We start from the raw sequence: 24,992 nt of genomic DNA on the forward strand, positions 1-24,992 counted from the left end.
GATGGCGTTACAAAAAGCCTAGCGATATCAGCATATTGCGTTGTAGCGTAAAAAAATATAAGTGATATCAGTTACTTGCTAACTCGCCTAAAAAATAGGCAAATCGGCGAAGCCTGCGGCGCAAAAGGGAAATTTAACGGTGCAAGAAAGTTACCCGCAGAGTTATCCACAGAAATGGTGGAAAGGATTTCCCTTGTGCGCGCCCGTCGCAGATTGCAGCCCGAGCGCAGAATCATATCTATAGGCCCATGACCGACCAGACCCCGCAATCAGCCCCCGCACCTACCGGGCACAAGGTGATCCAGTCCTATCTGCGCACGCTGGATGCATCGCCCGGCGTCTACCGGATGCTGGATGCGCAGGCGCGCGTTCTCTACGTGGGCAAGGCGCGCAATCTCAAGGCGCGGGTCAGCAGCTATGCGCGGCCGACGGGGCATACGGGGCGCATCATGCGAATGATCGACGCGACCGCGTCGATGATGTTCCTGACCACGGCGACCGAGACCGAGGCGCTGCTGCTGGAGCAGAACCTCATCAAGCAGCTCAAGCCGAAATACAACGTGCTGCTGCGCGACGACAAATCCTTCCCCAATATCCTCGTGACCAAGTCGCATGACTACCCGATGATCAAGAAGCATCGCGGCGCCAAGCGCGAAAAGGGCGCCTATTACGGCCCCTTCGCCAGCGCCGGCGCGGTCAACCGGACGCTGGCGCAGCTTCAGCGCGTGTTCCAGCTGCGCAACTGCAGCGATTCGATGTTCGAGACGCGCACGCGGCCCTGCTTGCAATACCAGATCAAGCGCTGCACGGCGCCTTGCGTCGGCTATATCTCGAAGGCCGAATATGCCGCACAGGTAGGTGATGCCGAGCGGTATCTCAGCGGCAAGTCGACCGAGATCCAAGAGAAGCTGGCGGCCCAGATGGCCGAGGCCAGCGAGGCGATGGAATTCGAACGCGCCGCCGCCCTGCGCGACCGGATCAAGGCGATGACCCAGGTGCAGACCGCGCAGGGCATCAACCCGCGCAGCGTGGACGAGGCCGATATCATCGCGCTGCATCTGGAGAACGGGCAGGCCTGCGTGCAGGTGTTTTTCATTCGCGCCGGGCAGAACTGGGGCAACCGTGATTTCTACCCCCGCGTCGGCGCTGATGTCGAGGCGCCCGAGGTGCTGGAGGCGTTCATCGGCCAGTTCTATGACACCAAGGAGCCGCCCCGCCAGCTGATCCTATCGAACGAGATCGAAAGCCCGGATCTCATGGCCGAGGCGCTGAGCGGCAAGCTGGGCCGCAAGGTGACGATCACCGTCCCGCAGCGCGGCGAGAAGGCCGAGCTGGTGGAGTCTGCGCTGCGCAACGCGCGCGAGAGCCTTGCGCGCAAGATGGCCGAGAGCGCGACGCAGGCTAGATTGCTCAGGGGCGTTGCAGATGCCTTCGGTCTGGACGGCCCGCCCGAGCGGATCGAGGTCTATGACAACAGTCATATTCAGGGCGCCCATGCGGTGGGCGCGATGATTGTGGCGGGCCCCGAGGGGATGCTGAAGAACCAGTATCGCAAGTTCAATATCCGCGGCGACAACCTGACCCCCGGCGACGATTTCGGCATGATGAAGGAGGTGCTGACGCGCCGTTTCAAGCGCCTGCTCAAGGAGGACCCGGACCGGACCAAGGGCATGTGGCCGGGCCTGTTGCTGATCGACGGCGGCGCCGGGCAGGTCAGCGCCGTGCGCGGCATCATGGACGAGATGGGCGTGGGCGACATCCCGATGGTGGGCGTCGCCAAGGGAATCGACCGTGATCTGGGCAAGGAGGAGTTTCACCGCACCGGCCAGCGCCCCATCGCCCTGCCGCGCAATGATCCGGTGCTCTACTTCATCCAGCGCCTGCGCGATGAGGCGCACCGCTTTGCCATCGGCACGCACCGCGCCAAGCGCTCCAAGGCGGTCAGCGCCACGCCGCTGGATGACGTGCCCGGCGTCGGCGCCGCGCGCAAACGCGCGCTCTTGGCGCATTTCGGCAGCGCCAAGGCCGTGGGCCGCGCAAACCTCGCCGATCTCAAGGCAGTGGACGGGGTCAGTGAGGCGCTGGCGCAGAAGGTTTATGACTATTTTCACGACAAGGGCTGAGCACCGGAATATTCAAATATTCCGGGCTGTTTTCCGCGCGGAAAACAGCCGCCCGCTGGCCAAAGCGGGGCTTTCGCAGGCGGGGCTGGCGGGGTAGAGATAGGCCATGACTTGGACGATCCCCAATCTGCTGACGCTTTTGCGTCTCTTGGCCGCCCCCGGCGTGGCGGTCATGTTCCTCTATTTCACGCGCCCTTATGCGGATTGGTTCGCCTTGCTGCTGTTCGTCACCGCCGCGATCACGGACTGGTTCGATGGCTATCTGGCCCGCTCGTGGAAGCAGGAAACACGTCTGGGTGCGATGCTGGATCCCATCGCGGACAAGGCGATGGTGGTTATTGCGCTGATGGTCATCACCGGGTTTTCGGGGATGAATGCGTGGTTCCTGCTGCCTGCAACGGTTATCATGTTCCGCGAAGTGTTCGTCTCGGGGCTGCGTGAGTTTCTGGGCGATACTGCGGGGCTCTTGACGGTCACGAAGCTGGCCAAGTGGAAGACGACATTGCAGATGGTTGCCATCGCTGTGCTATTCTCGACCGGCGTCTTCGAGCATAATATACTCGACCGGACCCGGGGCATGGATACGGCCATGGTCGATGATATCATGGCGGGCCGGGTGGCAGACCGTGTCGGGCTGGTCTGGAATTACTACGCCGCCATGATCACATGGTGGTGCGGTGTCGTCTTGCTGTGGCTGGCGGCGGCGCTGACGCTGGTGACCGGCTGGGATTACATGGTCAAGGCATTGCCCTATCTGAAGGATGATCGCTGATGGATGTGCTTTATTTCGCATGGGTGCGCGAGCGGATTGGTCTGCCGCGCGAGACGCTGACAACGGATGCCGCCACGGTGCAGGATCTGGTGAATGAGTTGAGGGCCCGTGAGGAACGGTACGACATGGCGTTCAGCGATCTTGCCGCATTGCGCGTCGCAGTGGATCAGGAATTGGCCGAATGGGACACCCCGCTGGCAGGTGTGCGCGAGGTCGCGTTCTTTCCGCCCATGACCGGGGGCTAAGGCGATGGACGTGCGCGTGCAGGAATCGGCGTTTGACCTCGGGGCCGAGGCTAATGCTTTCGCTGCGCGCCAGACCCGCATGGGCGCTGTCGTCACCTTTACCGGCATCGTGCGCGATCTGGCTGGCGGTCTCGATCACATGCTGATCGAGCATTATCCCGGCATGACGGAAAAGGCCCTGCAAGACATTGCCGAGCAGGCGCACGCCCGTTGGGATCTGGGCGATAGCCTGATCATCCACCGCTATGGCAACCTGAGCCCCGATGACATGATCATGATGGTTGCTACCGCCTCGCGTCACCGCAAGGATGCATTTGAGGCCGCGATGTATCTGATGGACTACCTCAAATCCCGCGCACCCTTCTGGAAGAAAGAAGTGGCCGGGGGCGATGCCGCATGGGTCGCGGCGCGCGACGAAGACGAGGACGCGCTCAAGGATTGGGAGTGAGACACGCCTAAAGCGTTTCGCGAAAAACCTGGATCACTGATTTTCGCGAAGCGCGTGCCACGCTTCAATGCTGCGCGCGTTTCGTCTTTATCTGATGTCTCAGGCTAAAGGCGAAACGCTTTAACGCATCAGTTCAGGCAAATCGCCTGTCAGGCCTGCCGCCTCGCGCATCATCGCGCGGCGCAGGGGGGCGGCGGCCTGAATGGCCCCCATGCCCAGATCGCGCACCCCCCGCAGCAGCGGATTGTCGTTTGAGAAAAGCCGGTTGCTGAAATCGGTCGTTGCCGCCAGCGCCGCGATGTCGAATCTGCGCCAGCGCTGGTAGCGCTCCAGAACGCCCGCATCGGCGATATCCTCGCCGCGCTCGCGGGCCTCGCCCAGAACCTGGGCCAGGGCGGCCACATCGCGCAGGCCCGCGTTCAGGCCCTGCCCGGCAATGGGATGCATCCCGTGCGCTGCATCGCCCACCAGCGCAAGGCGCGGCGCGATCAGGCTGTTCGCCAGGCTCAGGCCGAGCGGATAGGTGTAGCGTTTTCCCTTGATCGAGATATCGCCCAGAAAATCGCCGAACCGGGGCTGTAGCACGGCCAGAAAATCCTCGTCATCCAGCGCGGCAAAGGCGGCGGCGGTGCTGGCGCGCTCACTCCACACGATGGACGAGACATTGCCGGGCAACGGCAGGATGGCCAGCGGGCCGGACGGCATGAAGAACTGATGCGCGATGCCGTGATGCGGTAACTCATGCGCAACGGCGCAGACCAGCGCGGTCTGCCCATAGCTCCAGCCGGTGCGTGTGATTCCCGCCCGCTGTGCGGTGCCCGAGGCGCGCCCGTCGGCTCCGACGATCAGCCGCGTGCGCAGGCTGCGGCCCGAGGCCAGCGTCAGTGTCGCGCCGGTGCTGTCCACCTGCTGCGCGGTGACGGCATCGCCGGAAATCGTGGTGATGCGGCCCTCGGCATCCATCGCGTCCAGCAGGGCAGGGCGCAGGACACGGTCCTCGCACATATGACCCATCGGGCCTTCCTCCAGCTCGGCATGGTCGAAATGCAGCGCAAAGGGGGTCAGCGGCCCGGCGCCTGCGCGCCCGTCGCTGACCTTGATTTCCAGCATCGGCTGGGTGCGGTCCTCGATCCCGGCCCAGACGCCCAGACGGCGCAACAGGCGCACCGACGCCATCGCCAGCGCATAGGCGCGTCCGTCAAAATCGCTATTAGCGCGGCCCTCGCGCGGCAGCGCGTCGACGACGGTCACGCCGAGCCCCCTCTGCGCCAAGGCCAATGCCAAGGCGGGGCCACCCAGGCCGCCGCCGACGATCACGATATCACTGTCCATTTCCATGGCCCTCAATATGGCCGCGAATGCGGGATTGTCCATGCGCTACCCTGCCGCTACGGTCTGTCCGATTTCAAACGGGTCACGCGGAGACGAGCGATGCAGGACTGGCTTATCATGAGCGCGGCGGATGTGGGTCGCGCGATCGGCGCGGGTCGCATTGATGCGGTCGATCTGACCGAGGCCTTTCTGGAGGCGATTGCCGCGCATCCCGCCGCGCCGCGCATCTATTCCGCCGTCACCCAAAACCGCGCCCGCGCCGAGGCGAAGGCCGCCGCCAGCCGCGCGAGGGAGGGCGAGCGGCGCGGTCTGCTCGATGGCGTGCCGATCAGCTGGAAGGACCTTTTCGACAGTGCGGGCACCGTGACGCAGGCGGGCAGCCGCCTGCTGGAGGGCCGCGTGCCGGCGCGTGACGCAGAGGTGCTGGCCAATGCCACCGCCGCCGGCCTTGTCTGCCTAGGCAAGACGCATATGAGCGAGCTGGCCTTTTCCGGCCTCGGCCTCAATCCGATGACGGCCACGCCCCCTTGCGTACATGATCCCGAGGCGGTCGCGGGTGGCTCCTCCTCGGGCGCGGCGGCCAGCGTGGCGCATGGGCTGGCCGCGGCAGGGATCGGCAGCGATACGGGCGGCTCGGTGCGGGTGCCCGCGGCTTGGAACGATCTGGTGGGGCTGAAAACCACCGCAGGGCGGGTGTCATGCAAAGGCACCGTGCCGCTGGCCGCGCGGTTCGACACGGTCGGGCCGCTGACACGGACTGTCGAGGACGCAGCGCTGCTGCTGGCCGTGCTGGAGGGCCGCACGCCTGTCGATCTTCGGGGGGCCTCGCTGACGGGGATGCGCTTTGCCACGCTGCAAAGCACGGTGATGGACGATCTGCGCGACGCGCCCGCGCGCGCCTATGCAGAGGCCTGCCAGCGCCTCGAGGCCGCGGGCGCCACGCTGACACCTCTGACCGCGCCCGAGGTGGACGAGGCGATGGACCTATCGGCCACGCTTTTCTCGGCAGAGGCCTACGGCACTTGGGGCGACATGATCGAGGCGGATCCGGACAAGATGTTCGACCCCATCCGCGATCGGTTCCGGGGCGGACGTTACGTCACCGCGCCGCAATTCGTCGCCGCCTGGCAGCGGCTGGACGGCTACCGAGCCACCTGGGCCGAGCGTGTGGCCGGCTTTGACGCCGTGCTGATGCCAAGCGCGCCCAATCTGCCGCCCGATGCCGCGCGCTTGATGGAAGACGGTGACTATTATGTCACCGAGAACCTTCTGACCCTGCGCAATACCCGCGTTGGCAACCTGATGGGCGTTGCGGCCATCACCCTGCCAACGGGCGTGCCCAGCTGCGGGATCATGCTGTGCGGCGCGGCGATGGGTGAAGAGCGCCTGCTGCGTGTCGCCAAAGCGGCGGAGGCAGCGCTGGGCTAAGCCGTTGGAATTGGGTATTTTCCCCAAGAAAAAGCCATCCTTGCCAAAAATGCCACAATCGCACGGCTGCGAATATGGTTTCGCTGGACGGACGCGGGCAGAGCGCGTAGTTTTGCGGGATACGGGGCGAAAACGATCCCGAACCTGAGGCAGTAGACATGTATTCCGAGCGGTTTTCGAACCTTGCGGCCCCTTCTGTGGTGCGCCCTTGCCATGAGGCAGGTGCGCAAACCGGGCATGCCGAGGCGCAAACTCCTTTTTCTCAGGTCAAAATTGAAATCAGCCGGGCCGCGCGCGCATGCGTGCTTGGGGCCGGGCAGGGCGGCGCAGTGCGCGGCTTCTGCAGGGCGTAGGGACGAGGGACGAAATGGCATATCAGACACGTGGGCGCGATCCTCTTCTGGACAGCAATATGGCGTTGGCCATCGAGAAACGCGGCAAGGAGCTTCTGGGGCTTGGCCTTTTGGGCGTGGCGGTGCTGGCGGCGATGATGTTCGCCTCCTACAGCCCTGATGATCCAAGCTGGCTGTCGGCGGTCGAGACGCCTGTGCAGAACTGGATGGGGCAGACCGGCGCGACCATCGCAGCCACACTCTTCATGGTGGTGGGTCTTGGCGGCTGGGGCGTCGCGGTCGTGCTGGCGGCGTGGGGTGTGCGCTTCGTGTTGCATCGCGGGCAGGAACGCGTGATGGCCCGCATCATCTTTGCGCCGATCTGGGTCGCGGTCGTGTCGCTATATGCCGCGTCGTTGACGCCGGGTGCGGAGTGGTATGCCAGCCACAGCTTTGGTCTTGGCGGAATTTTCGGTGATACGGTCATGGGTGCGGCGTTGGGCATCCTGCCCATTGGAGCTGCGGCTGGTCTCAAGCTCTTGTCGCTGGTTCTGGGCGGTGCCATGCTGGCGCTGGGCGCCTTCGTCACCGGGTTCGAGCGCAGCGAAATTCGGCGTGGCCTGCGCTGGATGATCCTCGGAGTTGTCATGGCTTACTCGGCTGTTATCGGCCTTGCCACGCGCGGCGCAGCAGGGGCCGCAGGTGCGGCGCGGAATGCGCGCGCCTCGGCGCAAGCGCGCCGGGCTGAACCTGCGATGGCCGAGGGCGCGATCGAGGCGCCGCGCGTCAGCCGCAGCGCCCATGCCAAGGTCTATGACGAGGCTGCCGAGCCGCCGATCTATGCGCCGCGCGCCCCTGCACAATCGCTTCATGCGCCGGAGCGTACCGCACCGCGCGCGCCGGAAAAACAGGGCGGGCTCTTGGGGCGGATCAACCCGCTGGCGCGGAAGCCCGAGGCGATGCCGACCCCCGAGCTCGTCGAGCCGCAATCCATAGCGGGCGATTACGCCATGCCGGGCGAAGACCGCATCAAGGAAAAGATCGCCGATATCATCAAGTCGCGCGTGCGTTCGAGCCCTGCCGCCCCGGTTCAGCAGGCTGCCGCTGCGGCCATCGGACGGAGTGGCCGCCGTGGACCGACGCCGCTGGTTCTGGATACGTCACGGCCGGGCAACTTTCCGCCGGAGCCGCCGCTGACGGCAGGTGCCGCCGCGCTGCCGCCCGAGCCGCGCCTGACCGCGCCCCGCGCTGAGGTCGCGCCCCGCGCGCCCGAACAACAGCCGCAACATGACAGTTTGGACGACGCCTACATTGCCGATGATATGGACGAGGCCGTCATCCTCGATGAGAGCGCGCCCGCCGCGCCGCAACCTGCGCCGCGCGCCCAAGCGCCTGAGTCGCGTAAAGTGGTTCAGCACCTTCAGCGCAAAGCGCCCGCGCCGTCGGCCCGTGCCGCCGCCGAGGCGCAGCCGGCCCTGCAATTCGAAGAGACGCCCACCGTCGAGTATGAGCTGCCGCCGCTGAGCCTGCTGTCGAGCCCTGACAACATCACACGCTATCACCTGAGCGATGAGGCGCTGGAGGAAAACGCGCGGATGCTGGAGGTCGTTCTGGACGATTACGGCGTCAAGGGCGAGATTGTCAGCGTCCGCCCCGGCCCCGTCGTCACCATGTACGAGCTGGAGCCTGCGCCCGGCCTCAAGGCGAGCCGCGTCATCGGTCTGTCGGACGATATCGCGCGCTCGATGTCGGCCCTCTCGGCGCGCGTTTCGACCGTGCCGGGGCGCACCGTGATCGGGATCGAGCTGCCCAATGACAACCGCGAGATGGTCAGCCTGCGCGAGATCCTGTCGAACCGCGATTTCGGCGATGGCAATCACAAGCTGCCGCTGGCGCTGGGCAAGGATATCGGCGGCGACGCGATGATCGCGAACCTTGCCAAGATGCCCCACCTTCTGATCGCGGGTACGACCGGTTCGGGCAAGTCCGTGGCGATCAACACAATGATCCTCAGCCTGCTTTACAAGCTGACGCCGGATGATTGCCGGATGATCATGATCGACCCCAAGATGCTGGAACTCAGCGTCTATGATGGTATTCCGCATCTGCTCAGCCCCGTTGTGACGGACCCGAAAAAGGCGGTCGTGGCGCTGAAATGGACCGTCGCCGAGATGGAAGAGCGCTATCGCAAGATGTCCAAGATGGGCGTGCGCAACATCGACGGCTACAACAGCCGCGTCGCCGATGCGCTGGGAAAGGGCGAGATGTTCAGCCGCACGGTGCAGACCGGCTTTGACGACGAGACCGGCGAGCCGGTGTTCGAGACGGAAAAATTCGCGCCGGAAAAGATGCCTTACATCGTCGTCATCGTTGACGAGATGGCTGACCTTATGATGGTCGCGGGCAAGGAAATCGAGGCCTGCATCCAGCGCCTTGCGCAGATGGCGCGGGCGAGTGGCATCCATATCATCATGGCGACGCAGCGCCCCTCGGTCGACGTCATCACCGGCACGATCAAGGCGAACTTCCCGACGCGCATCAGCTTTCAGGTGACGTCCAAGATCGACAGCCGCACCATCCTGGGCGAAATGGGCGCCGAGCAGCTCCTGGGTATGGGCGACATGCTCTACATGGCTGGCGGCGCCAAGATCACCCGCTGCCACGGTCCCTTTGTCAGTGACGAAGAGGTCGAGGATGTCGTGAACCACCTCAAGAGCCAAGGCCCGCCCGTCTATGTCGGCAGCGTTCTCGAAGGCCCGGACGAGGACAAGGCGAGCAATATCGACGCCGTTCTGGGCCTCTCGACAGGCGGCAATACGGATGGCGAGGACGCGCTCTACGATCAGGCGGTGCAGATCGCGATCACGGACCGCAAGTGCTCGACCTCCTACATCCAGCGCAAGCTGGCCATCGGCTATAACAAGGCGGCGCGCCTGGTCGAGCAGATGGAGGATCAAGGCGTGGTCTCGGCTGCCAACCATGTGGGCAAGCGCGAGATCCTCGTGCCCGAGCAGTAGTTGCCACTCGCGGGGCCTATCCGGGCCTCGCGCAGGCCGGAACTGCACTGATGCCCGCCGCGTTGGACCACGAGCTTGAGGGGTCAGCATGGCAGCAGCGCGAAAAACAAGTGCGGTCGAGGATGTCCTCGACAACATCCGCGACCTGGCGGAACAGGACGGCAAAGAGGACGTCTCCATCGGGGATGTGGCCGATGCGATCGGCGGGCGCGGTTTTGGCCCGCTTCTGTTCGTGCCTGCGCTGTTTGAGGAAACCCCCATCGGCGCCATTCCCGGGGTGCCCACCATCATCGCGACGATCTGCGGGGTCTTTGCCATTCAGCTCGTCATGGGCCGCAAGCATGTCTGGCTTCCCGGTTTAATCGAGAATCGCTCGGTCAGCGCGCAGAAGGTGCGCAATGCCGTCTCATCGCTGCGCGGGATTGCGGAGTGGATGGACCGTCATTTCGGACGGCGGCTGGACGCTCTGGCTGGGCCGGTTGCCGCGCGGGTCGCGGGCATCGCCATTCTCGCCCTCTGCCTGACGGTGCCGCCGCTGGAGCTGATTCCATGGGCGAGTTCGGTGCCGATGCTCTCCATCGCCTTTCTCGGCCTCGCGATGACGGTGCGCGACGGATTGCTCATGCTGCTGGGCTTTGCGGGGGCGGCCATGGCTTCGGTCGCGGTATATTGGTTTCTTGCAGGCAGCGGGGCCGGTGGGTGACAGGGATGTTATCGCATATCATCGCGAAACCTGCGACAAGCGACAATGAAATTATCAAGGACAGGGGCAACCCCATGCATCCAATTCGACATATCGCCGCTGCCGTGGCGCTGACCGTTGCAACCGCGCTACCCGCTGCGGCCCAGAAGCTGCCTCTGACAGAATTGTCGCGCTATCTGAACAGCTTTCAAACGGCCAGCGGCGCATTTACCCAGATCAACGATGACGGCACCATCAGCGAGGGCCGCATCCTGATCAAGCGACCAGGGCGTGTGCGATTTGAATACAAGCCCCCCGAGGACATGCTGGTTGTCGCCGATGGCGACACGGTCGGTATCATTGACGGCAAATCGAACGAGGGCCCGCAGGGCTATCCGCTGAACCGTACGCCCCTGTCGATCATTCTTGCGCGCAATGTGGATCTGACCCGGGCGCGCATGGTTACCGGCCATAGCAGCGATGGCACCACGACCACGGTGCGTGCGCAGGATCCCGAAAACCCGGACTATGGCAGCATCGATCTGGTCTTTACGTCCAACCCGACCGAATTGCGCCAATGGGTGATCAACGATTCCGGCGGCAGCCGAACGACGGTCATCTTGGGAGATCTGACCATGGGCGTCAGCATCGGCAATGACAGCTTCATCATTCCCGGCATCGGGACCGGGAGCACGGGGGACCGCTGAGGCGCTACAGCCTCAGAGCAGCAAAGGGCGATGCAATGCATCGCCCTTTGCACTTGGACCCAAGGCATATGACGTCAGTTGCAGCGCCGCAATTGGGCCTGATAACGCGCCGCGCGCTCCTCGACCGTGCCGGCAACGCGGACCAGCCACGCCTTGCTGTTGTAACTGCCGCGCGAATATCCCGTGCGGCCCTCGTGATACGCCAGGTAGTGGTTGCGCGCGTCATACATCGGGATGTTCAGCGACTCCCGGGACTTGGACATGTACCAACCCATGAAATCGGTTGCGTCATGGATATTGTCCCGCCGCGCCCGGCGTGAGCCGGACTCGGCGACATATTCATCCCAAGTGCCGTCCAACGCCTGACTGTATCCAAAGGCCGAACTTTGCCGGCCCATCGGGATCACGCCCAGCGTATAGCGGTATGGGGTGCGCGCATCCGAGACGAACTTGCTCTCTTGATAGATGGTCGCCATCTGGACATGGGTGGGCACGCCCCAGCGCCGCTCGGCGGCACGGAAGGCGCGTCTATATTCGGGGCGTTCCCGCAAGATTGCGCAAGCATCCTCCATCTGGCGGGGAGATTCCCCGTAGCTGCCACCGCGCCCGCAGGCCGCGACCAGCACCAAAAGAAGGAGCGCGCGAAGCTGTCTGCTCATAGCTGCCTCTGCTCTCGTTTTTGCGGCAGTCTGCGCTGCCTTCGTTTATTGAGCCAGTTTACCCAATTTCGCGCAAATGGGAAATCACGAATTTCGCGGGCTGCGCACAGCTGGCGATGCGCAGCTTTCATAGCTGACAGACTGTTTCCACCCAAACATGCAAGTTCATTGGACAAACCATACTTGAAACCATTACTCTCAACGTTTAAAGGCTGCGAGCTATGCTGAAAACACGTGCAAAATATCATCTCGGGCAGATCGTCCGTCACAAGAACCATCCTTTTCGCGGTGTGATCTTTGACGTTGATCCGGAATTTGCCAATACCGAGGAGTGGTATTCCTCCATTCCGGAGGAGAACCGCCCGGTCAAGGATCAACCTTTTTATCATCTGCTGGCCGAGAATGAGCAAAGCTACTATGTGGCTTATGTCAGCGAGCAGAATTTGATCGCTGACTATTCCGGCGAGCCGGTCGAGCATCCCGATATCGACGACCTGTTCGGCCCGTTCGAAGATGGCCATTATCCGCTGCATTTCCAGCTGAACTAGGGCCGCCCGCGTGGGCAGGGCAGCCCGGCCCGGCGCCTAGTATCCCAGCGCGCAGCCATCCTTGCGCGGGTCCGATGCACCCTCCAGCACACCATCTTCGCGGATCTCGATCGCCTGCGCGCCGCCGATCGCCTCTTGGGGAATCACTACCTTGTGTCCGCGCTCGGCCAGATCGGCGCGCACGGCGTCGGAGTAGCCGCGCTCGACCCGCATCTCGCCCTTGTCGGCAAAGGCGCGCGGCGCGTCGATGGCGGTCTGTGGATCCATCCCGAAATCGGCGAGATTCGAGACGAATCGCGCGTGTCCGGTAGACTGATACGCGCCGCCCATCACGCCAAAGGGCATGACGGCGCGGGCGTCCTTGCACAGCATGCCGGGGATGATGGTGTGGAACGGGCGCTTGCCGCCCGCCAGTTCGTTCGGATGCCCCTCACTCAGCGTAAAGCCCGCGCCGCGGTTCTGCATGAGGATCCCGTATTTTTCGGACGCGATGCCCGAGCCGAAGCCATGGAATATCGAGTAGATCAGCGACACGGCCATGCGGTCCTTGTCGACCACGGTGATGTAGACGGTATCGCGGTGCATCGCCTCGGTCATCTGCGCGGCGGAGGTCATGGCCCGCTTCATATCGATCATCGCGGCAAGGCGCTTCGCGGTGTCCATGCTCAGCATGAATTCGGTCCGCGAGGTGTGATCGGGATCGGCGATAATGCGGCTGCGAGTATCATAGGCCAGCTTGGTCGCCTCGGCCTCCAGGTGGACGCGCTCTGCGCCCAGCGGGTCCATCGCGGCCACGTCGAACTGCGCGAGGATGTTGAGCATGAGGATGGCCGTTGCGCCCTGCCCGTTGGGCGGATGCTCGACCAGCTCGCGGCCCTTGTAGCTGCCGCTGACCGGCCCTGCCGCATCGCTGCGATTTGCGGCGAAATCAGCAGCGGTATGCACCCCTCCGGCGGCGCCGAGTGCGGCCAGCATATCCTCGGCGATCTCGCCCTCGTAAAATGCGCTGGCCCCCTTGGCGGCGACGCGGCGCAGCACTTCGGCCTGACCGGGCGCGCGGAACAGCGTGCCCACCTCGGGCGGCGTGCCGCCGGGCAGGTAGTGCGCCAGCGCGTGACCTTGGAGCGCGGGGGCCGACTTCGCCCAATCCCAAGCGACGCGCGGCGCGACGGGCACGCCCTCATCCGCATAGCGGATAGCGGGGGCAAGGATCGCATCGAGGCCCAGCTTGCCGTGCTCTGCGCTCAGCTCGCAAAAGGCGTGGATCGCACCAGGGATGGTCACGGCGTCGGCGCTGCGCAAGGGCACCGCATCCAGACCGCGCTCGCGCAGGGCCTGGGCACTGGCGGCTGCGGGCGCACGGCCCGAGCCATTGAACGCCTGCACGCCCTCCTTGCCGGGCGTGGTGAAGAGGGCAAAGCAGTCACCGCCGATGCCGGTCATCTGCGGCTCGCAAATCCCCAAGAGGACGGCACCTGCGATGGCGGCATCCATTGCGTTGCCCCCTTGTTCCAAAATGCCGACCGCAGTCTTGGCGGCCAGTGGATGAGAGGTGGCACACATGCCATTGGAGGCAAGGACGGGCGAGCGGCCGGGCAGATGAAAATCGCGCATGAAGGCTCCTGCTTCTGGATTTGCCGACAGGGTAAGACGCGGTTGCGCGATTGCCAAGAGTCCGGCGCCTATAGCAGGGAGAAGGAAGCTGCATATCCGATTGGATGCCTGACGCATGCAAGGGGGGCCTCGACGCCGCGCACTGGGTGGGGGCTGTTAAACACGGCGCCGAGGGAAGCTTTTGCAGCTACAGAAATGTTGTGGCTGCGCAGTCTGTCATGATTAAGAACGTAAAGCGGCAAGTTTGCGGCACGAGATTCCTGCGGTGATGCTCGGGTGGTTGTGCCGGGCGCGCCGGAGCAATCGGCGGCGAGGAAATGCTCAGTCCTGACTGGTCACGTCAAGCACAAGATGGAGATGATTGCGCTCATCTCGCCGCCAGTAGCCAAGCGATGTTGTCAGGCTGTGGATCATGAACCACCCGAACCCGCCTTCGGGCATTTCGGCTTTTGGCTTGTCGATTTGCGGTGAGCACCTCGGAGGCAGGCGGAGGCCGGGCAAAGGCGCGCCCTCGTCAATAATGTCGACGATGAGCTGGGTTTCGGCAAGCCCCGCCTCGATCTGGATCCGGCCCGGTTTATCCGCAGGATAGGCATGCTCGGCCACGTTGTTAAGGGCTTCCGCCAGGACGATCTCGGCCGTGCCGCAGGCATCGGCGCTTAGATGTGCCGCGCGCAGGAAGTCTCGCAGTTGGACCAGCCCATCCCGAACGGCGCTTGGCGATGCGCTGATGGTCAGGAGCAGGCGCCCGGGACGCGGCGTGCGCCCCGGTGCTGCGCGATTGGTTGCAGCCGTCATGGCATCTCTAATCCATCCGGCTACCCGGCGCGCCGGGGAGCCGCATCCTCGAGCGCCTCATGGATTGTGAAGATCGTGTTCATCCGGGTAAGCCGGAACACCTTTTCCACATCCGGCGTCAGTCGCGCCAGATCGAGGCGGCGACCCGGACCGACCAACTTGAGCGCAGCCACAATGGCCCCGAGGCCGCTGGAATCGATGAACTCGACCGCGCCGAGATCCAAAAGCACATCCTCGGACCCGTCCGCCGTTTGCGCGCGCAGCGCCTCCTTGAACGCGATGGCCGCCGCCGCGTCGATGCGCGGTGCGTTGACTGTGATGATTTGGTAGGCGCCTTGCCTGTTGCTTGTCAGATCCATGTGTCGCTCCGCTAAAACCCTTTTGCTCCGCTCCACGCTAGGGCCAATTCGTTACCATCTGGTTCCCGCCTTCCGAAAAAGTTAGACGGACAGGCAAAGACGCAGCGAAAGGGACGATGAGCCATGCGGATCGATTATGACGAGATGTCCAGGGTGCTGGCCTCACTGACCGAGGGCGAGGACGATACCGTATCCTTGATGGCGACGATGGCATGCGAGCTGCATCATGCTGATTCGCGCTTTGACTGGACTGGGTTCTATCGTGTGACCCAGCCCGAGCTGCTGAAAATCGGCCCCTATCAGGGCGGGCATGGGTGCCTTGTGATTCCCTTCTCACGCGGGGTTTGCGGCGCTGCCGCGCGCACGGGCGAGGTGCAGCTGGTCGATGATGTCGAGGCTTTCGAAGGGCATATCGCCTGCTCCAGCAGCACCCGGTCCGAGATCGTGCTGCCAGTGCGAAACGGAGCGGGTGACGTGGTGGGCGTGCTGGATATCGACAGCGACCGCGTCGCGGCTTTTGACGCCAGCGATGCAGAGGGGCTGAACCGCTTGTTAAGGCAAACCTTCGGCGGTTAGGGGCAGATCTCCGGCGTGAAATTATCCTTGCTTTTTTCATTATGCGGACGCAGCGTGAAAATGCAGAACATAATTTCACGTCGAGTCGCCAAATGCTTCAGTCCCAGATCACTGCGCCGCATGCCTCGGGGGCCGATCTGCGTGCCCTGCGCCGGGCGCGGGGCGTTACACTGACGGATCTTGCGCAACGGCTGGGGCGCTCGGTCGGCTGGCTCAGCCAGGTCGAGCGGGACTTGTCGCAACCCAGCGGCGCCGATCTGGGCCTGATCGCCGAGGCGCTGGATGTGCCCCCATCGCTTTTGATGGCGCAGCCGGCAGCGCCCGAGGATGAGGCGGGCTATATCGTGCGCCGGCACGCGCGCCGTCCCATCGACGCGGGCAGGCCGGGCCTTGCCGAAGAACTGCTGTCGCCCGACCTCACCGATGATTTCGAGATGATCCACTCGACCTTCGCGCCCGGCGCCACTGCGCCCGAGACCGTCACCCGGCCCACGCAGGAGGTGGGCTATATCGTCTCGGGTCAGCTGGACCTAACCATCGCGGATCGGGAATTTACCGCCCGCGCGGGTGACAGTTTCCGCATCCGGGGCGAGGCCTTCTCCTGGCGCAACCCTTATCCGAAACCCGCCGTCGCGATCTGGGTCATCGCGCCGCCGGTCTATTGAACGGGGGCGCGATGAGCTGCGAAGGCTGGGATATCTGCACTGCGCTTTCAGGCTTTCAGGCCGTAGCATGGAGGATATGACAATGCGGACCGGTCAGTGCCTTTGCGGCGATGTGAAATTCGAATTGCGCGGCACGCCGTGCGGCGTCTCGGCCTGCCATTGCGGCCAGTGCCGCAAGCAATCGGGCCATGTCTGGGCCTCGGCCTATGTGCCCGAGACCGATCTGACCATTACCGGCGCGCCCGAATGGTTCGCCGCCAGCAGCGTGGCCAAGCGCGGCTTTTGCGCGCGATGCGGCAGCTTCCTTTTCTGGAAAGCGCATGACGAGGACACGATCAGCTTCTCGCTCGGCGCGCTGGACACGCCGACCGGGTTGCGGCTGGAGAAGCATATCTTCTGTGAGGACAAGGGCGACTACTACGACATTGAGGATGGCTTGCCGCAACTGGCGCGCAGCTGACAATAGACGGGAGACGAAACCATGAGCAACTTCCCCAGCACGGCCCGCGTGGTCATCATCGGCGGCGGCGCGGTGGGCGCGTCCGGCCTCTATCATCTGGCCAAGGCGGGCTGGACAGACTGCGTCCTTCTGGAAAAGAACGAGTTGACGGCGGGCAGTACCTGGCACGCGGCGGGCAATGTGCCGACCTTCTCGACGTCCTGGGCGATCATGAACATGCAGCGCTACGGCGCCGAGCTTTATCGCGGGCTGGAGAACGCGGTGGATTACCCGATGAACTACCACGTCACCGGCTCGCTGCGCCTGGGCCACAGCGCGGAGCGTGTGCAGGAATTTCAGCGCGCCTGCGGCATGGGGCGCTCTCAGGGCATGGACATGCAGATGCTGACGCCCGAGGAGGCCAAGGCGATGTACCCCTTCCTCGAAACGCATGATCTGAAGGGTGTGCTCTATGATCCGAATGACGGCGATATCGACCCCTCGCAGCTAACGCAGGCACTGGCCAAGGGCGCGCGCGATCTGGGCGCCCGGATCGAGCGGTTTTGCCCCGCCACCGGCGTCACGCGCGATGGGACAGAGTGGATCGTGCACACTCACAAGGGCGATATCCGCTGCGAATACGTGGTGAATGCCGCCGGATACTATGCGCAGACCGTCGGCGAATGGTTCCGTCCCTATGGCGGTCGCACCGTGCCGATGATGGTGATGAGCCATCAATACCTGCTGACCGACGAGATCCCCGAGATCGCCGAGCATACCGCCCAGCACGGCAAGCTGCCCCTCCTGCGCGATGTCGACAGCTCCTACTACCTCAGGCAGGAGAAAACCGGCCTCAACCTCGGCCCGTATGAGCGGAACTGCAAGGCGCATTGGATCACGCCCGACGACCCATTCCCCGAGGATTTCAGCTTCCAGCTTTATCCCGACGATCTGGAGCGGCTGGAATGGTATATCGAGGACGCGATGGCGCGCGTGCCACTGCTGGGACAGGCGGGAATCAACAAGGTCATCAACGGCCCCATCCCCTACGCGCCCGATGGCCTGCCGCTGCTCGGCCCCATGCCCGGCGTGCCCAATGCGTTCGAGGCCTGCGTTTTCACCTTCGGCATCGCGCAGGCGGGCGGCGCGGGCAAGGTGCTGGCCGAGTGGATCACCGAAAGCGGCACCGAATGGGACATGTGGTCGGTCGATCCGCGCCGCTACACCGATTACACCGATAATGACTACTGCATCGCCAAGGGGATGGAGGTCTATGGCCACGAATACGGCATGCATTTTCCGTGGCACGAATGGCCCGCTGGCCGGGACAAGAAGCTGGGGCCAAATGATGCCATCGTGCGCGAATTGGGCGGCGTCATGGGTGCCTACAATGGCTGGGAGCGCGCCAACTGGTTCGCCAAACCCGGCGATGATCTGAGCGAGGAGGCGACCCAGACCTGGAATCGCGCTGGCCCGTGGGAGCAGCGCATCCGCGAGGAATGCGAGGCGGTCAGGGATCATTGCGGCGTGCTCGATCTGCCCGGCTTCTCCCGCTTCTGGGTGCGGGGGCAGGGCGCCGACGACTGGCTGCGCGGCTGGGTGACGGGCGGCCTGCCCAAGGTGGGGCGCATGAACCTCGTTTACGTCTCCGACAATCGCGGCCGCATCCTGACCGAGCTTTCCTGCATCCGGCTAGCCGAGGACAGCTTCGTTCTGATCACCGCCGCGACCGCGCAATGGCATGATGGCGAGCTGATCCGCCGGGCTGTGCCGGAAGGCGTCACCGTCGAGGAAACGACGAATGAGCGTTCAGCGCTGATCGTCACCGGCCCCGAGAGCCGGAGCATCCTCGCGCCCCTCACCGATGGCGATCTGACCCTGCCATGGCTGAGCCACCAGCATTGCACGGTCGCAGGGCGCAAGGCGTTCCTGATCCGCGTCAGCTTTGCCGGAGAGCTGGGCTGGGAAGTCCATGCCGCCAACGAGGACATGCCCGAGATCTACCGCGCAATTCTGGACGCGGGCGCCAAGCCCTTCGGGATGTATGCGCTCAATTCCTTGCGCATCGAAAAGGGCTACCGTGCGTGGAAGGGCGATCTGAGCACCGATTATTCCCTGCTCGAGGGCGGGCTGGAGCGCTTTGTCAAATTCGACAAGCCGCAGGATTTCCCCGGCAAGGCGGCGCTCTTGAACGAGAAGCAGCGAGGAAGCAAGAAACGCTTTGTCACGCTGACCGTGCAGGCAGGCGAGGCCGACGCGCCCTATATGTCGACGCTTTGGCATGGCGGCGAGATCGTGGGCGAGACGACCTCGGGCGCCTGGGGCCACCGCGTGGGTGCCTCGGTCGCGCTGGGCATGATCCGCGCCGACCTGGCCGAGACCGGGACCGCGCTGGAGGTCGAGATCTATGGCGAACGTTTCCCGGCCACGGTGCAGCCCGACGCGCCGCTCTGGGACGCCGAGAACGAGCGGATCCGCGCCTGATGCTGGACGCGGGCGCAAAACGGATCATTGCGTATTTCCCGCTGGGCTTCGTTGCCACGGTGACGGAGGCTGGACGGCCCGCGGTCAGCCCGAAGGGCACATTCCTCGTGGTGGGTGACGCCTGCGTCGGCTTCGGCAACATCCGCTCGCCGGGCACCCTGCGCAACCTCGCGGGAGCGCCCTATGCCGAGGTGAATTTCATTGACCCCTTCGCGCGCAAGGCCCTGCGCGTGGCGGGCCCGGTGCGCGTTCTGGCAAAGGGCGGCGAGGCGTTTGGCGCGCTGATTGAGCGCTGGGAAGAGGTCTGGGGCGATCTGGCAGGGCGCATCACTGATCTGGTGCTGATCGACATTGAGGCTGCGCGCCACATCACCACGCCGCCCTATGATGACGGCATCACCGAAGAGGCGATGATCGCCACCTACAAGGCCAAATTCGCGGAGATCTACCCATGAGCGAGATCACCCTTCTCGACGGCTCGATCGGGCAGGAGCTGGTTAAGCGCGCGGGGGACAGGCCGACGCCGCTCTGGTCGACCAGCGTGATGCGGGATCGGCCCGGCCTCACCGCCGAGGTGCATCTTGCCTATTTCGACGCGGGAGCGACCGTTGCCAGCACCAATACCTACCCAATTCACCGCGACAGGCTAAGGCGCGCGGGACTCGAGGCTGATTTTCCCGCGCTGGTCGAATGCGCCCTGAGCGAGGCCGAAGCCGCGCGCGCGGCGCATGGCAGCGGCCGTATCGCGGGCACGCTGGGCCCTCTGGGCGCGTCCTACCGCCCCGATATCTGCCCTGCGCCAAAGGTGGCCGCGCCACTTTATGCCGAGCTAGTGGCGATGATGCGGGGCCATGTCGACATCCTGCTGATCGAAAGCGCGGCCTCGGTCGAGCAGGCTACAGGGGCGCTGATGGGTTGCAAGGATGCGGATGTGCCCGTCTGGTTGGCCGTGACGGTGATGGACGACAACGGCAATCGCCTCCGCTCGGGCGAGCGGGTCGATGAACTGGCGGATGCGATTGCCCGGCACAAACCCGAAGCTGTCCTCATAAACTGCACCCGTCCCGAGGTGGTTGGCGCGGGCCTTATCGGCCTGCGCGAGTTTGGCCTGCCCTTCGGCGCCTATGCCAACGGCTTCGATCATATCACCGAGGGCTTTCTCAAGGATGCGCCCACGGTCGACGCGCTGGAAGCGCGCCGCGATCTCACGCCCGAGCTCTATGCCGATTTCGCCATGGGCTGGATCGCGCAAGGGGCCACCATCGTCGGGGGCTGCTGCGAGGTCGGCCCCGATCACATCGCCGAGCTAGCCGCGCGTCTGCGCGCCGCCGGTCACACCATCGTTTAACGCAAGGAGCGTTCTCATGGATCTGCCCACAAAGGCCCGCGTGGTCATCATCGGCGGCGGCGTCGTCGGCTGTTCGGTCGCCTATCATCTGGCCAAGCTCGGCTGGACCGATATCGTCCTGCTGGAGCGCAAGGCGCTGACCAGCGGCACGACATGGCACGCGGCGGGCCTGATCGGGCAGCTGCGCACCTCGAACACGATGACCAAGCTCGCGCGCTATACCGCCGGTCTCTACACCACGCTCGAGGAGGAAACCGGCGTCGCCACAGGCTTCCGGCAGGTCGGGTCGGTCTCGGCCGCGCTGACCTCCGAGCGGCTGGAGGAGCTCTACCGCGCGGCGGCCATGGCGCGCGCCTTCGACGTGCCCGCCGAGGAACTGTCGGCCAGCGAGATCAAGGAGCATTACCCCCATCTCAATCTGGATGGCGTGACGGGCGGCATCTGGTTGCCCACCGATGGGCAGGCCGATCCCGCCAATATCGCGCTGGCGCTGGCCAAGGGCGCGCGGCAGGGCGGCGCGCGCATTCAGGAGCGGGTGCGCGTCACCGGCATCCAGAAGGCGGGTCGCCGCGTCACCGGCGTCGATTGGGCCGCCGACGATGGCAGCTCCGAGGGCCATATCGCCTGCGACATGATCGTCAACTGCGCCGGGATGTGGGGGCACGAGGTGGGCCGCATGGCGGGCATCAACGTTCCGCTCCATGCCTGCGAGCATTTCTACATTGTGACCGAGGCCATCGAGGGGTTGACCCAGCTTCCCGTCCTGCGCGTGCCGGATGAGTGCACCTATTACAAGGAGGACGCAGGCAAGATGCTGGTCGGCGCGTTCGAGCCTTTGGCCAAGCCTTGGGGCATGAACGGCATCCCCGACACCTTTGAATTCGACCAGCTGCCCGAGGATTTCGACCATTTCGAGCCGATCCTCGAGGCCGCCTGCAACCGCCTGCCCATGCTGGCCAGCGCGGGCATCCATACCTTCTTCAACGGCCCCGAAAGCTTTACCCCCGATGATGCCTATCACCTTGGCCTCGCGCCGCAGATGGATAACGTCTGGGTCGCGGCGGGCTTCAACTCGATCGGCATCCAGTCGGCGGGCGGGGCGGGCCACGCGCTGAGCCAGTGGATGGATACCGGCGAAAAGCCATTTGATCTGGGCGGGGTCGACATCGCGCGGATGCAGCCCTTTCAGGGCAACAAGACATATCTCTTCGAGCGGTCCAAGGAAACGCTGGGCCTTCTTTACGCCGATCATTTCCCACACCGCCAAAAGGCCACGGCGCGCGGCATCCGCCGCACACCCTTCCACCACCATCTGCTGGAGCAGGGCGCCGTCATGGGCGAGGCGGCGGGATGGGAGCGCGCCAACTGGTTCGCGCGCGAGGGGCAGGAGCGCGAGTATCGCTATAGCTGGAAGCGGCAGAACTGGTTCGAGAATTCCGCCGCCGAGCACCGCGCGATCCGCGAGAATGTGGGCATGTACGATATGTCCAGCTTCGGCAAGCTGCGCGTCGAAGGGCCGGATGCCGAGGCGTTCCTCAACCATGTCGGTGGCGGCGATTTCAGCGTTCCGGTGGGGCGCATCGTCTATACGCAATTTCTGAACAGCCGCGGCGGGATCGAGGCGGATGTGACCGTCACGCGCCTTTCCGAGACGGCTTATCTGGTCGTCACCCCTGGCGCCACGCGCCTCGCCGATCAGACCTGGATGGAGCGTCACAAGGGTGCGCATAATGTCGTCATCACCAACGTGACGGCGGGCGAAGGTGTGCTCGCGGTCATGGGGCCGAACGCGCGCAAGGTGTTGCAGGCGGTGTCGCCTGCCGATTTTACGAATGCGGCCAACCCTTTCGGCACCGCGCAGGAGATCGAACTGGGTATGGGCCTCGCCCGTGCGCACCGCGTCTCTTACGTGGGCGAGTTGGGCTGGGAGATCTATGTCAGCGCCGATATGGCTGGCCATGCGTTCGAGGTGTTGCGCGAGGCGAGCCGCGCGCATGGCATGACGCTCTGCGGGATGCACGCCATGGACAGCTGCCGGATCGAGAAGGGCTTTCGCCATTTCGGCCACGATATCACCACGGAGGATCACGTGCTGGAGGCGGGTCTGGGCTTTGCGGTCAAGACGGCCAAGCCGGATTTCATCGGGCGCGATGCGGTTCTGCGCAAGAAGGACGAGGGGCTGGCCGCGCGCATGGTGCAATTCCGCCTGACCGACCCCGAGCCGCTGCTATATCATAACGAGCCGATCCTGCGGAATGGCGAGATCGTCGGCTATGTCAGCTCGGGCAATTACGGCCACCATCTGGGTGGTGCCATCGGGATGGGGTACGTTCCCTGCAAGGGGGAGAGCGCCGAGGAGGTGCTGGCCTCGGCCTACGAGATCGACGTTGCGGGCACGCGGGTGCGGGCCGAGGCGAGCCTTAAGCCCATCTATGATCCCAAGAGCGAGCGGGTGCGCATGTAGCGGCGCGTCCCGACGGACAAGGCGATCCTTCATTGCCATGATGCGCCCCATATGGTGAAAAGCTGGGGCGTATCCGCAATGAGGGAGAGACGATTCATGGCGCTCCGCCCGATTTTGGCGACTATTGCCCTGTTTGCCGCCGTGCCCGCCATGGCCGAGGTTTCCAAAGGCGCCGCCGTCTCGATCGAGCTGAACGCGGCCAAAACGGTGGACGGGGCCTGCACGCTGTCATTTCTGGTGCAGAACGGCCATGACGTGCAGATCGATCAGGCCATCTACGAGACTGTCCTTTTCGATGTGTCGGGGCAGGTCGACCGGCTGACCCTTTTCGATCTGGGCAGCCTGCCGCCTGGCCGGCCCCGCGTTCGCCAATTCTCGGTGGCGGCGGTGACCTGCGAGGGGATCGGGAGCATCCTCATTAACGGGGCGCAGACCTGTAGCGGCGTTGGCCTGCCCGAGGGTGCCTGCGAGCGGGGTCTGATCCTCTCCAGCCGCACCGACATCGAGGTGATGGGATGAACACTCTTCTTGATCCGTTCCGCCAGATTGCCGAGATCGGCGGGCCGGTCGTCATCTTGCTGATTGCGGTGTCGGTCGTGACACTGGCCGTGATGCTCTACAAGATATGGCAGTTTTCGGCGGCGGGTGTGGGGCGGCACACCGCGCTCAAGGAGGCCGTGGCCGCGTGGGATCATGGCGACCGCGAGGGCGCGCGCGCCGCGCTGGCCCGGTCGCGCAGCTACCTGGCCCCGGTGGTCGAGATGGCCTTCACCTCCGGGCCAGCCGATACACAGCGGCTGGAAGCCGAGGCCGAGACGCGCTTTGCCAGGCTGGAGCGTGGCTTTCGCCTGCTGGATTCGGTGGCGCAACTGGCGCCTCTGCTGGGCCTGTTCGGCACGGTTTTGGGCATGATCGAGGCGTTTCAGGCGCTGCAGGATGCGGGCGCGCAGGTCGATCCGTCGATCCTCGCAGGCGGTATCTGGGTCGCGCTTCTGACGACGGCTGTCGGGCTGGTGGTGGCGATGCCCACCGCCCTTGTCCTCAGCTGGTTCGAGGGCCGCATGGATGCCGAGCGCGTCACCGCCGAGCGGGCGCTGGCCACCATCCTTCACCCGCGCGGCCCCCGCAGCCACGAGGCCGGCCCGGCTGAAGATGCGGCGGCGGATGAGGCGGCGCCGCAACGTGCCTAGACGGCGCCGGGTGCGGCGGCGGCTGTCGATGACCTCGCTCATCGACGTCATCTTCCTGCTCTTGCTGTTCTTCATGCTCAGCTCGACCTTCTCGAAATTCTCCGAGGTTGAGCTGAGCGCGGCGACCGGGGGCGCGGCGCAAGAGAGCGGTCAGCCCCCTCTTTTCTTGCAACTCCGCAGCGATGATCTGACACTCAATGGCGAGGCGTTGCCGCTGGAGGCACTGGCCGAGACGCTGCGCGCGCGCCCTGCCGCCGATGAGGCGCAACCCTTGCTGATTGCGCTGGGCGACGGCGTCACCGCGCAGCGCCTGACCGATCTGCTGGTGACCCTGCGCGGCATCCCCGGCATCTCTCCGACCGTTCTGGGCGGCGCATGAGACGTTCGCGTCCCTCCTCGCGGCGCGAGCCGACGATCGCGCTGATCAACATCGTCTTTCTGATGCTGGTTTTTTTCATGGTCGCCGGAACGCTGGCCCGGCCGATGGACAATGACGTGACTCTGGTGCGCACCGATGCGCTGGAGGGGCGCCCGCCACCCGATGCGCTGGTGATCCGGGCCGATGCCACACTGAGTTATCGGGGCGAAGAGATGGCGTCCGCGGGCGCGCTGCTGCCGCGCCTCGGGGCCGAGGCCAACCCCGAGGTCCGTCTGGTGCCCGACCGCGACCTGCCGGCCGCTCAACTGGTGCGCATCGCGCGCGAATTGCGCGCAGCGGGGGCGGGCCGCATCGTGATCGTGACCGAGCGCGGATTGAACTAG

At 64.6% G+C, this 24,992-nt stretch carries 25 protein-coding genes; 20 read left to right on the plus strand and 5 right to left on the minus strand.

The features are described 5' to 3' along the window. Positions 1-248: 248 nt before the first annotated feature. From uvrC to ACEWPM_RS08755, 4 genes are all read left to right on the plus strand, one after another. Positions 249-2,123, plus strand: a complete 1,875-nt coding sequence (gene uvrC, locus ACEWPM_RS08740; protein ID WP_393961283.1) for an excinuclease ABC subunit UvrC — start codon at positions 249-251, stop codon at positions 2,121-2,123. Between the two features lie 106 nt (positions 2,124-2,229). Beyond that, a complete protein-coding gene (gene pgsA, locus ACEWPM_RS08745) occupies positions 2,230-2,895 on the plus strand; it encodes a CDP-diacylglycerol--glycerol-3-phosphate 3-phosphatidyltransferase (protein ID WP_393961285.1) in 666 nt (221 codons plus the stop codon). Further along, on the plus strand, positions 2,892-3,140 hold the full coding sequence (moaD, locus tag ACEWPM_RS08750) for a molybdopterin converting factor subunit 1 (RefSeq protein ID WP_393961453.1): 249 nt from the start codon (positions 2,892-2,894) through the stop codon (positions 3,138-3,140). Before pgsA ends, moaD begins: the two co-directional genes overlap by 4 nt. Positions 3,141-3,144: 4 nt before the next feature. After that, on the plus strand, positions 3,145-3,588 hold the full coding sequence (locus ACEWPM_RS08755) for a molybdenum cofactor biosynthesis protein MoaE (RefSeq protein WP_393961286.1): 444 nt from the start codon (positions 3,145-3,147) through the stop codon (positions 3,586-3,588). A 120-nt stretch (positions 3,589-3,708) separates the two neighbouring features. Here ACEWPM_RS08755 and ACEWPM_RS08760 read toward each other — a convergent pair whose 3' ends face one another. Continuing rightward, positions 3,709-4,962 (minus strand): UbiH/UbiF/VisC/COQ6 family ubiquinone biosynthesis hydroxylase, encoded by a 1,254-nt coding sequence (locus tag ACEWPM_RS08760; RefSeq protein WP_393961287.1) that lies wholly within the window; start codon positions 4,960-4,962, stop codon positions 3,709-3,711. Positions 4,963-5,019: 57 nt separating this feature from the next. Here ACEWPM_RS08760 and ACEWPM_RS08765 point away from each other — a divergent pair, with 57 nt between their 5' ends. From ACEWPM_RS08765 to ACEWPM_RS08780, 4 genes are all read left to right on the plus strand, one after another. Further along, the gene (locus ACEWPM_RS08765; RefSeq protein WP_393961288.1) at positions 5,020-6,348 is read left to right on the plus strand and encodes an amidase; all 1,329 of its coding nucleotides are present in this window, start codon (positions 5,020-5,022) and stop codon (positions 6,346-6,348) included. 367 nt (positions 6,349-6,715) lie between these two features. Then, positions 6,716-9,697 carry a DNA translocase FtsK 4TM domain-containing protein gene (locus tag ACEWPM_RS08770; protein ID WP_393961289.1) on the plus strand — a complete coding sequence of 994 codons (2,982 nt, stop codon included), beginning with the start codon at positions 6,716-6,718 and terminating at the stop codon, positions 9,695-9,697. A gap of 88 nt (positions 9,698-9,785) precedes the next feature. After that, complete coding sequence (locus ACEWPM_RS08775; protein ID WP_393961290.1) at positions 9,786-10,400, plus strand: exopolysaccharide biosynthesis protein; 615 nt, start codon at positions 9,786-9,788, stop codon at positions 10,398-10,400. A 74-nt stretch (positions 10,401-10,474) separates the two neighbouring features. After that, positions 10,475-11,086, plus strand: coding sequence for a LolA family protein (locus ACEWPM_RS08780; protein ID WP_393961291.1), 612 nt, complete (start codon positions 10,475-10,477; stop codon positions 11,084-11,086). A gap of 74 nt (positions 11,087-11,160) precedes the next feature. On the opposite strand, the gene ACEWPM_RS08785 is transcribed toward ACEWPM_RS08780, so the two are convergent. After that, on the minus strand, positions 11,161-11,745 hold the full coding sequence (locus tag ACEWPM_RS08785) for a transglycosylase SLT domain-containing protein (protein ID WP_393961292.1): 585 nt from the start codon (positions 11,743-11,745) through the stop codon (positions 11,161-11,163). Positions 11,746-11,966: 221 nt separating this feature from the next. Between ACEWPM_RS08785 and hspQ the strand changes: the two genes are divergently transcribed. Next, positions 11,967-12,293: a heat shock protein HspQ gene (gene hspQ, locus ACEWPM_RS08790; protein ID WP_393961293.1), complete on the plus strand. Its 327-nt coding sequence runs from the start codon at positions 11,967-11,969 to the stop codon at positions 12,291-12,293. A 36-nt stretch (positions 12,294-12,329) separates the two neighbouring features. Here hspQ and ACEWPM_RS08795 read toward each other — a convergent pair whose 3' ends face one another. The 3 genes from ACEWPM_RS08795 to ACEWPM_RS08805 all read right to left on the minus strand — a co-directional run bounded on the left by ACEWPM_RS08795 (position 12,330) and on the right by ACEWPM_RS08805 (position 15,064). Continuing rightward, positions 12,330-13,907, minus strand: a complete 1,578-nt coding sequence (locus ACEWPM_RS08795) for a gamma-glutamyltransferase family protein (RefSeq protein ID WP_393961294.1) — start codon at positions 13,905-13,907, stop codon at positions 12,330-12,332. Positions 13,908-14,228: 321 nt separating this feature from the next. After that, entirely contained in the window at positions 14,229-14,705 is a 477-nt protein-coding gene (locus tag ACEWPM_RS08800) for an ATP-binding protein (RefSeq protein ID WP_393961296.1), read from the minus strand. Positions 14,706-14,725: 20 nt separating this feature from the next. After that, on the minus strand, positions 14,726-15,064 hold the full coding sequence (locus ACEWPM_RS08805) for an STAS domain-containing protein (RefSeq protein WP_393961297.1): 339 nt from the start codon (positions 15,062-15,064) through the stop codon (positions 14,726-14,728). A gap of 123 nt (positions 15,065-15,187) precedes the next feature. Between ACEWPM_RS08805 and ACEWPM_RS08810 the strand changes: the two genes are divergently transcribed. The 11 genes from ACEWPM_RS08810 to ACEWPM_RS08860 all read left to right on the plus strand — a co-directional run bounded on the left by ACEWPM_RS08810 (position 15,188) and on the right by ACEWPM_RS08860 (position 24,992). Then, positions 15,188-15,640, plus strand: coding sequence for a GAF domain-containing protein (locus tag ACEWPM_RS08810; RefSeq protein WP_393961298.1), 453 nt, complete (start codon positions 15,188-15,190; stop codon positions 15,638-15,640). A gap of 92 nt (positions 15,641-15,732) precedes the next feature. Then, the gene (locus ACEWPM_RS08815; protein WP_393961299.1) at positions 15,733-16,305 is read left to right on the plus strand and encodes a helix-turn-helix domain-containing protein; all 573 of its coding nucleotides are present in this window, start codon (positions 15,733-15,735) and stop codon (positions 16,303-16,305) included. A gap of 82 nt (positions 16,306-16,387) precedes the next feature. Then, entirely contained in the window at positions 16,388-16,765 is a 378-nt protein-coding gene (locus ACEWPM_RS08820) for a GFA family protein (protein WP_393961454.1), read from the plus strand. A 21-nt stretch (positions 16,766-16,786) separates the two neighbouring features. Next, positions 16,787-19,228: a GcvT family protein gene (locus ACEWPM_RS08825; protein ID WP_393961300.1), complete on the plus strand. Its 2,442-nt coding sequence runs from the start codon at positions 16,787-16,789 to the stop codon at positions 19,226-19,228. Further along, positions 19,228-19,683 carry a pyridoxamine 5'-phosphate oxidase family protein gene (locus tag ACEWPM_RS08830; RefSeq protein ID WP_393961301.1) on the plus strand — a complete coding sequence of 152 codons (456 nt, stop codon included), beginning with the start codon at positions 19,228-19,230 and terminating at the stop codon, positions 19,681-19,683. The genes ACEWPM_RS08825 and ACEWPM_RS08830 overlap by 1 nt, the downstream gene beginning before the upstream one ends. Further along, positions 19,680-20,576: a homocysteine S-methyltransferase family protein gene (locus tag ACEWPM_RS08835; RefSeq protein WP_393961302.1), complete on the plus strand. Its 897-nt coding sequence runs from the start codon at positions 19,680-19,682 to the stop codon at positions 20,574-20,576. Before ACEWPM_RS08830 ends, ACEWPM_RS08835 begins: the two co-directional genes overlap by 4 nt. A 16-nt stretch (positions 20,577-20,592) precedes the next feature. After that, entirely contained in the window at positions 20,593-23,040 is a 2,448-nt protein-coding gene (locus tag ACEWPM_RS08840; protein ID WP_393961303.1) for a GcvT family protein, read from the plus strand. 96 nt (positions 23,041-23,136) lie between these two features. After that, complete coding sequence (locus ACEWPM_RS08845) at positions 23,137-23,559, plus strand: hypothetical protein (RefSeq protein WP_393961304.1); 423 nt, start codon at positions 23,137-23,139, stop codon at positions 23,557-23,559. After that, the gene (locus ACEWPM_RS08850) at positions 23,556-24,230 is read left to right on the plus strand and encodes a MotA/TolQ/ExbB proton channel family protein (protein WP_393961305.1); all 675 of its coding nucleotides are present in this window, start codon (positions 23,556-23,558) and stop codon (positions 24,228-24,230) included. The genes ACEWPM_RS08845 and ACEWPM_RS08850 overlap by 4 nt, the downstream gene beginning before the upstream one ends. After that, entirely contained in the window at positions 24,205-24,609 is a 405-nt protein-coding gene (locus ACEWPM_RS08855; protein WP_393961306.1) for an ExbD/TolR family protein, read from the plus strand. Before ACEWPM_RS08850 ends, ACEWPM_RS08855 begins: the two co-directional genes overlap by 26 nt. Then, positions 24,606-24,992 (plus strand): ExbD/TolR family protein, encoded by a 387-nt coding sequence (locus tag ACEWPM_RS08860; protein WP_393961307.1) that lies wholly within the window; start codon positions 24,606-24,608, stop codon positions 24,990-24,992. Before ACEWPM_RS08855 ends, ACEWPM_RS08860 begins: the two co-directional genes overlap by 4 nt.

It is taken from the genome of Roseovarius maritimus (assembly GCF_043355895.2).
GTDB lineage: Bacteria > Pseudomonadota > Alphaproteobacteria > Rhodobacterales > Rhodobacteraceae > Roseovarius > Roseovarius maritimus.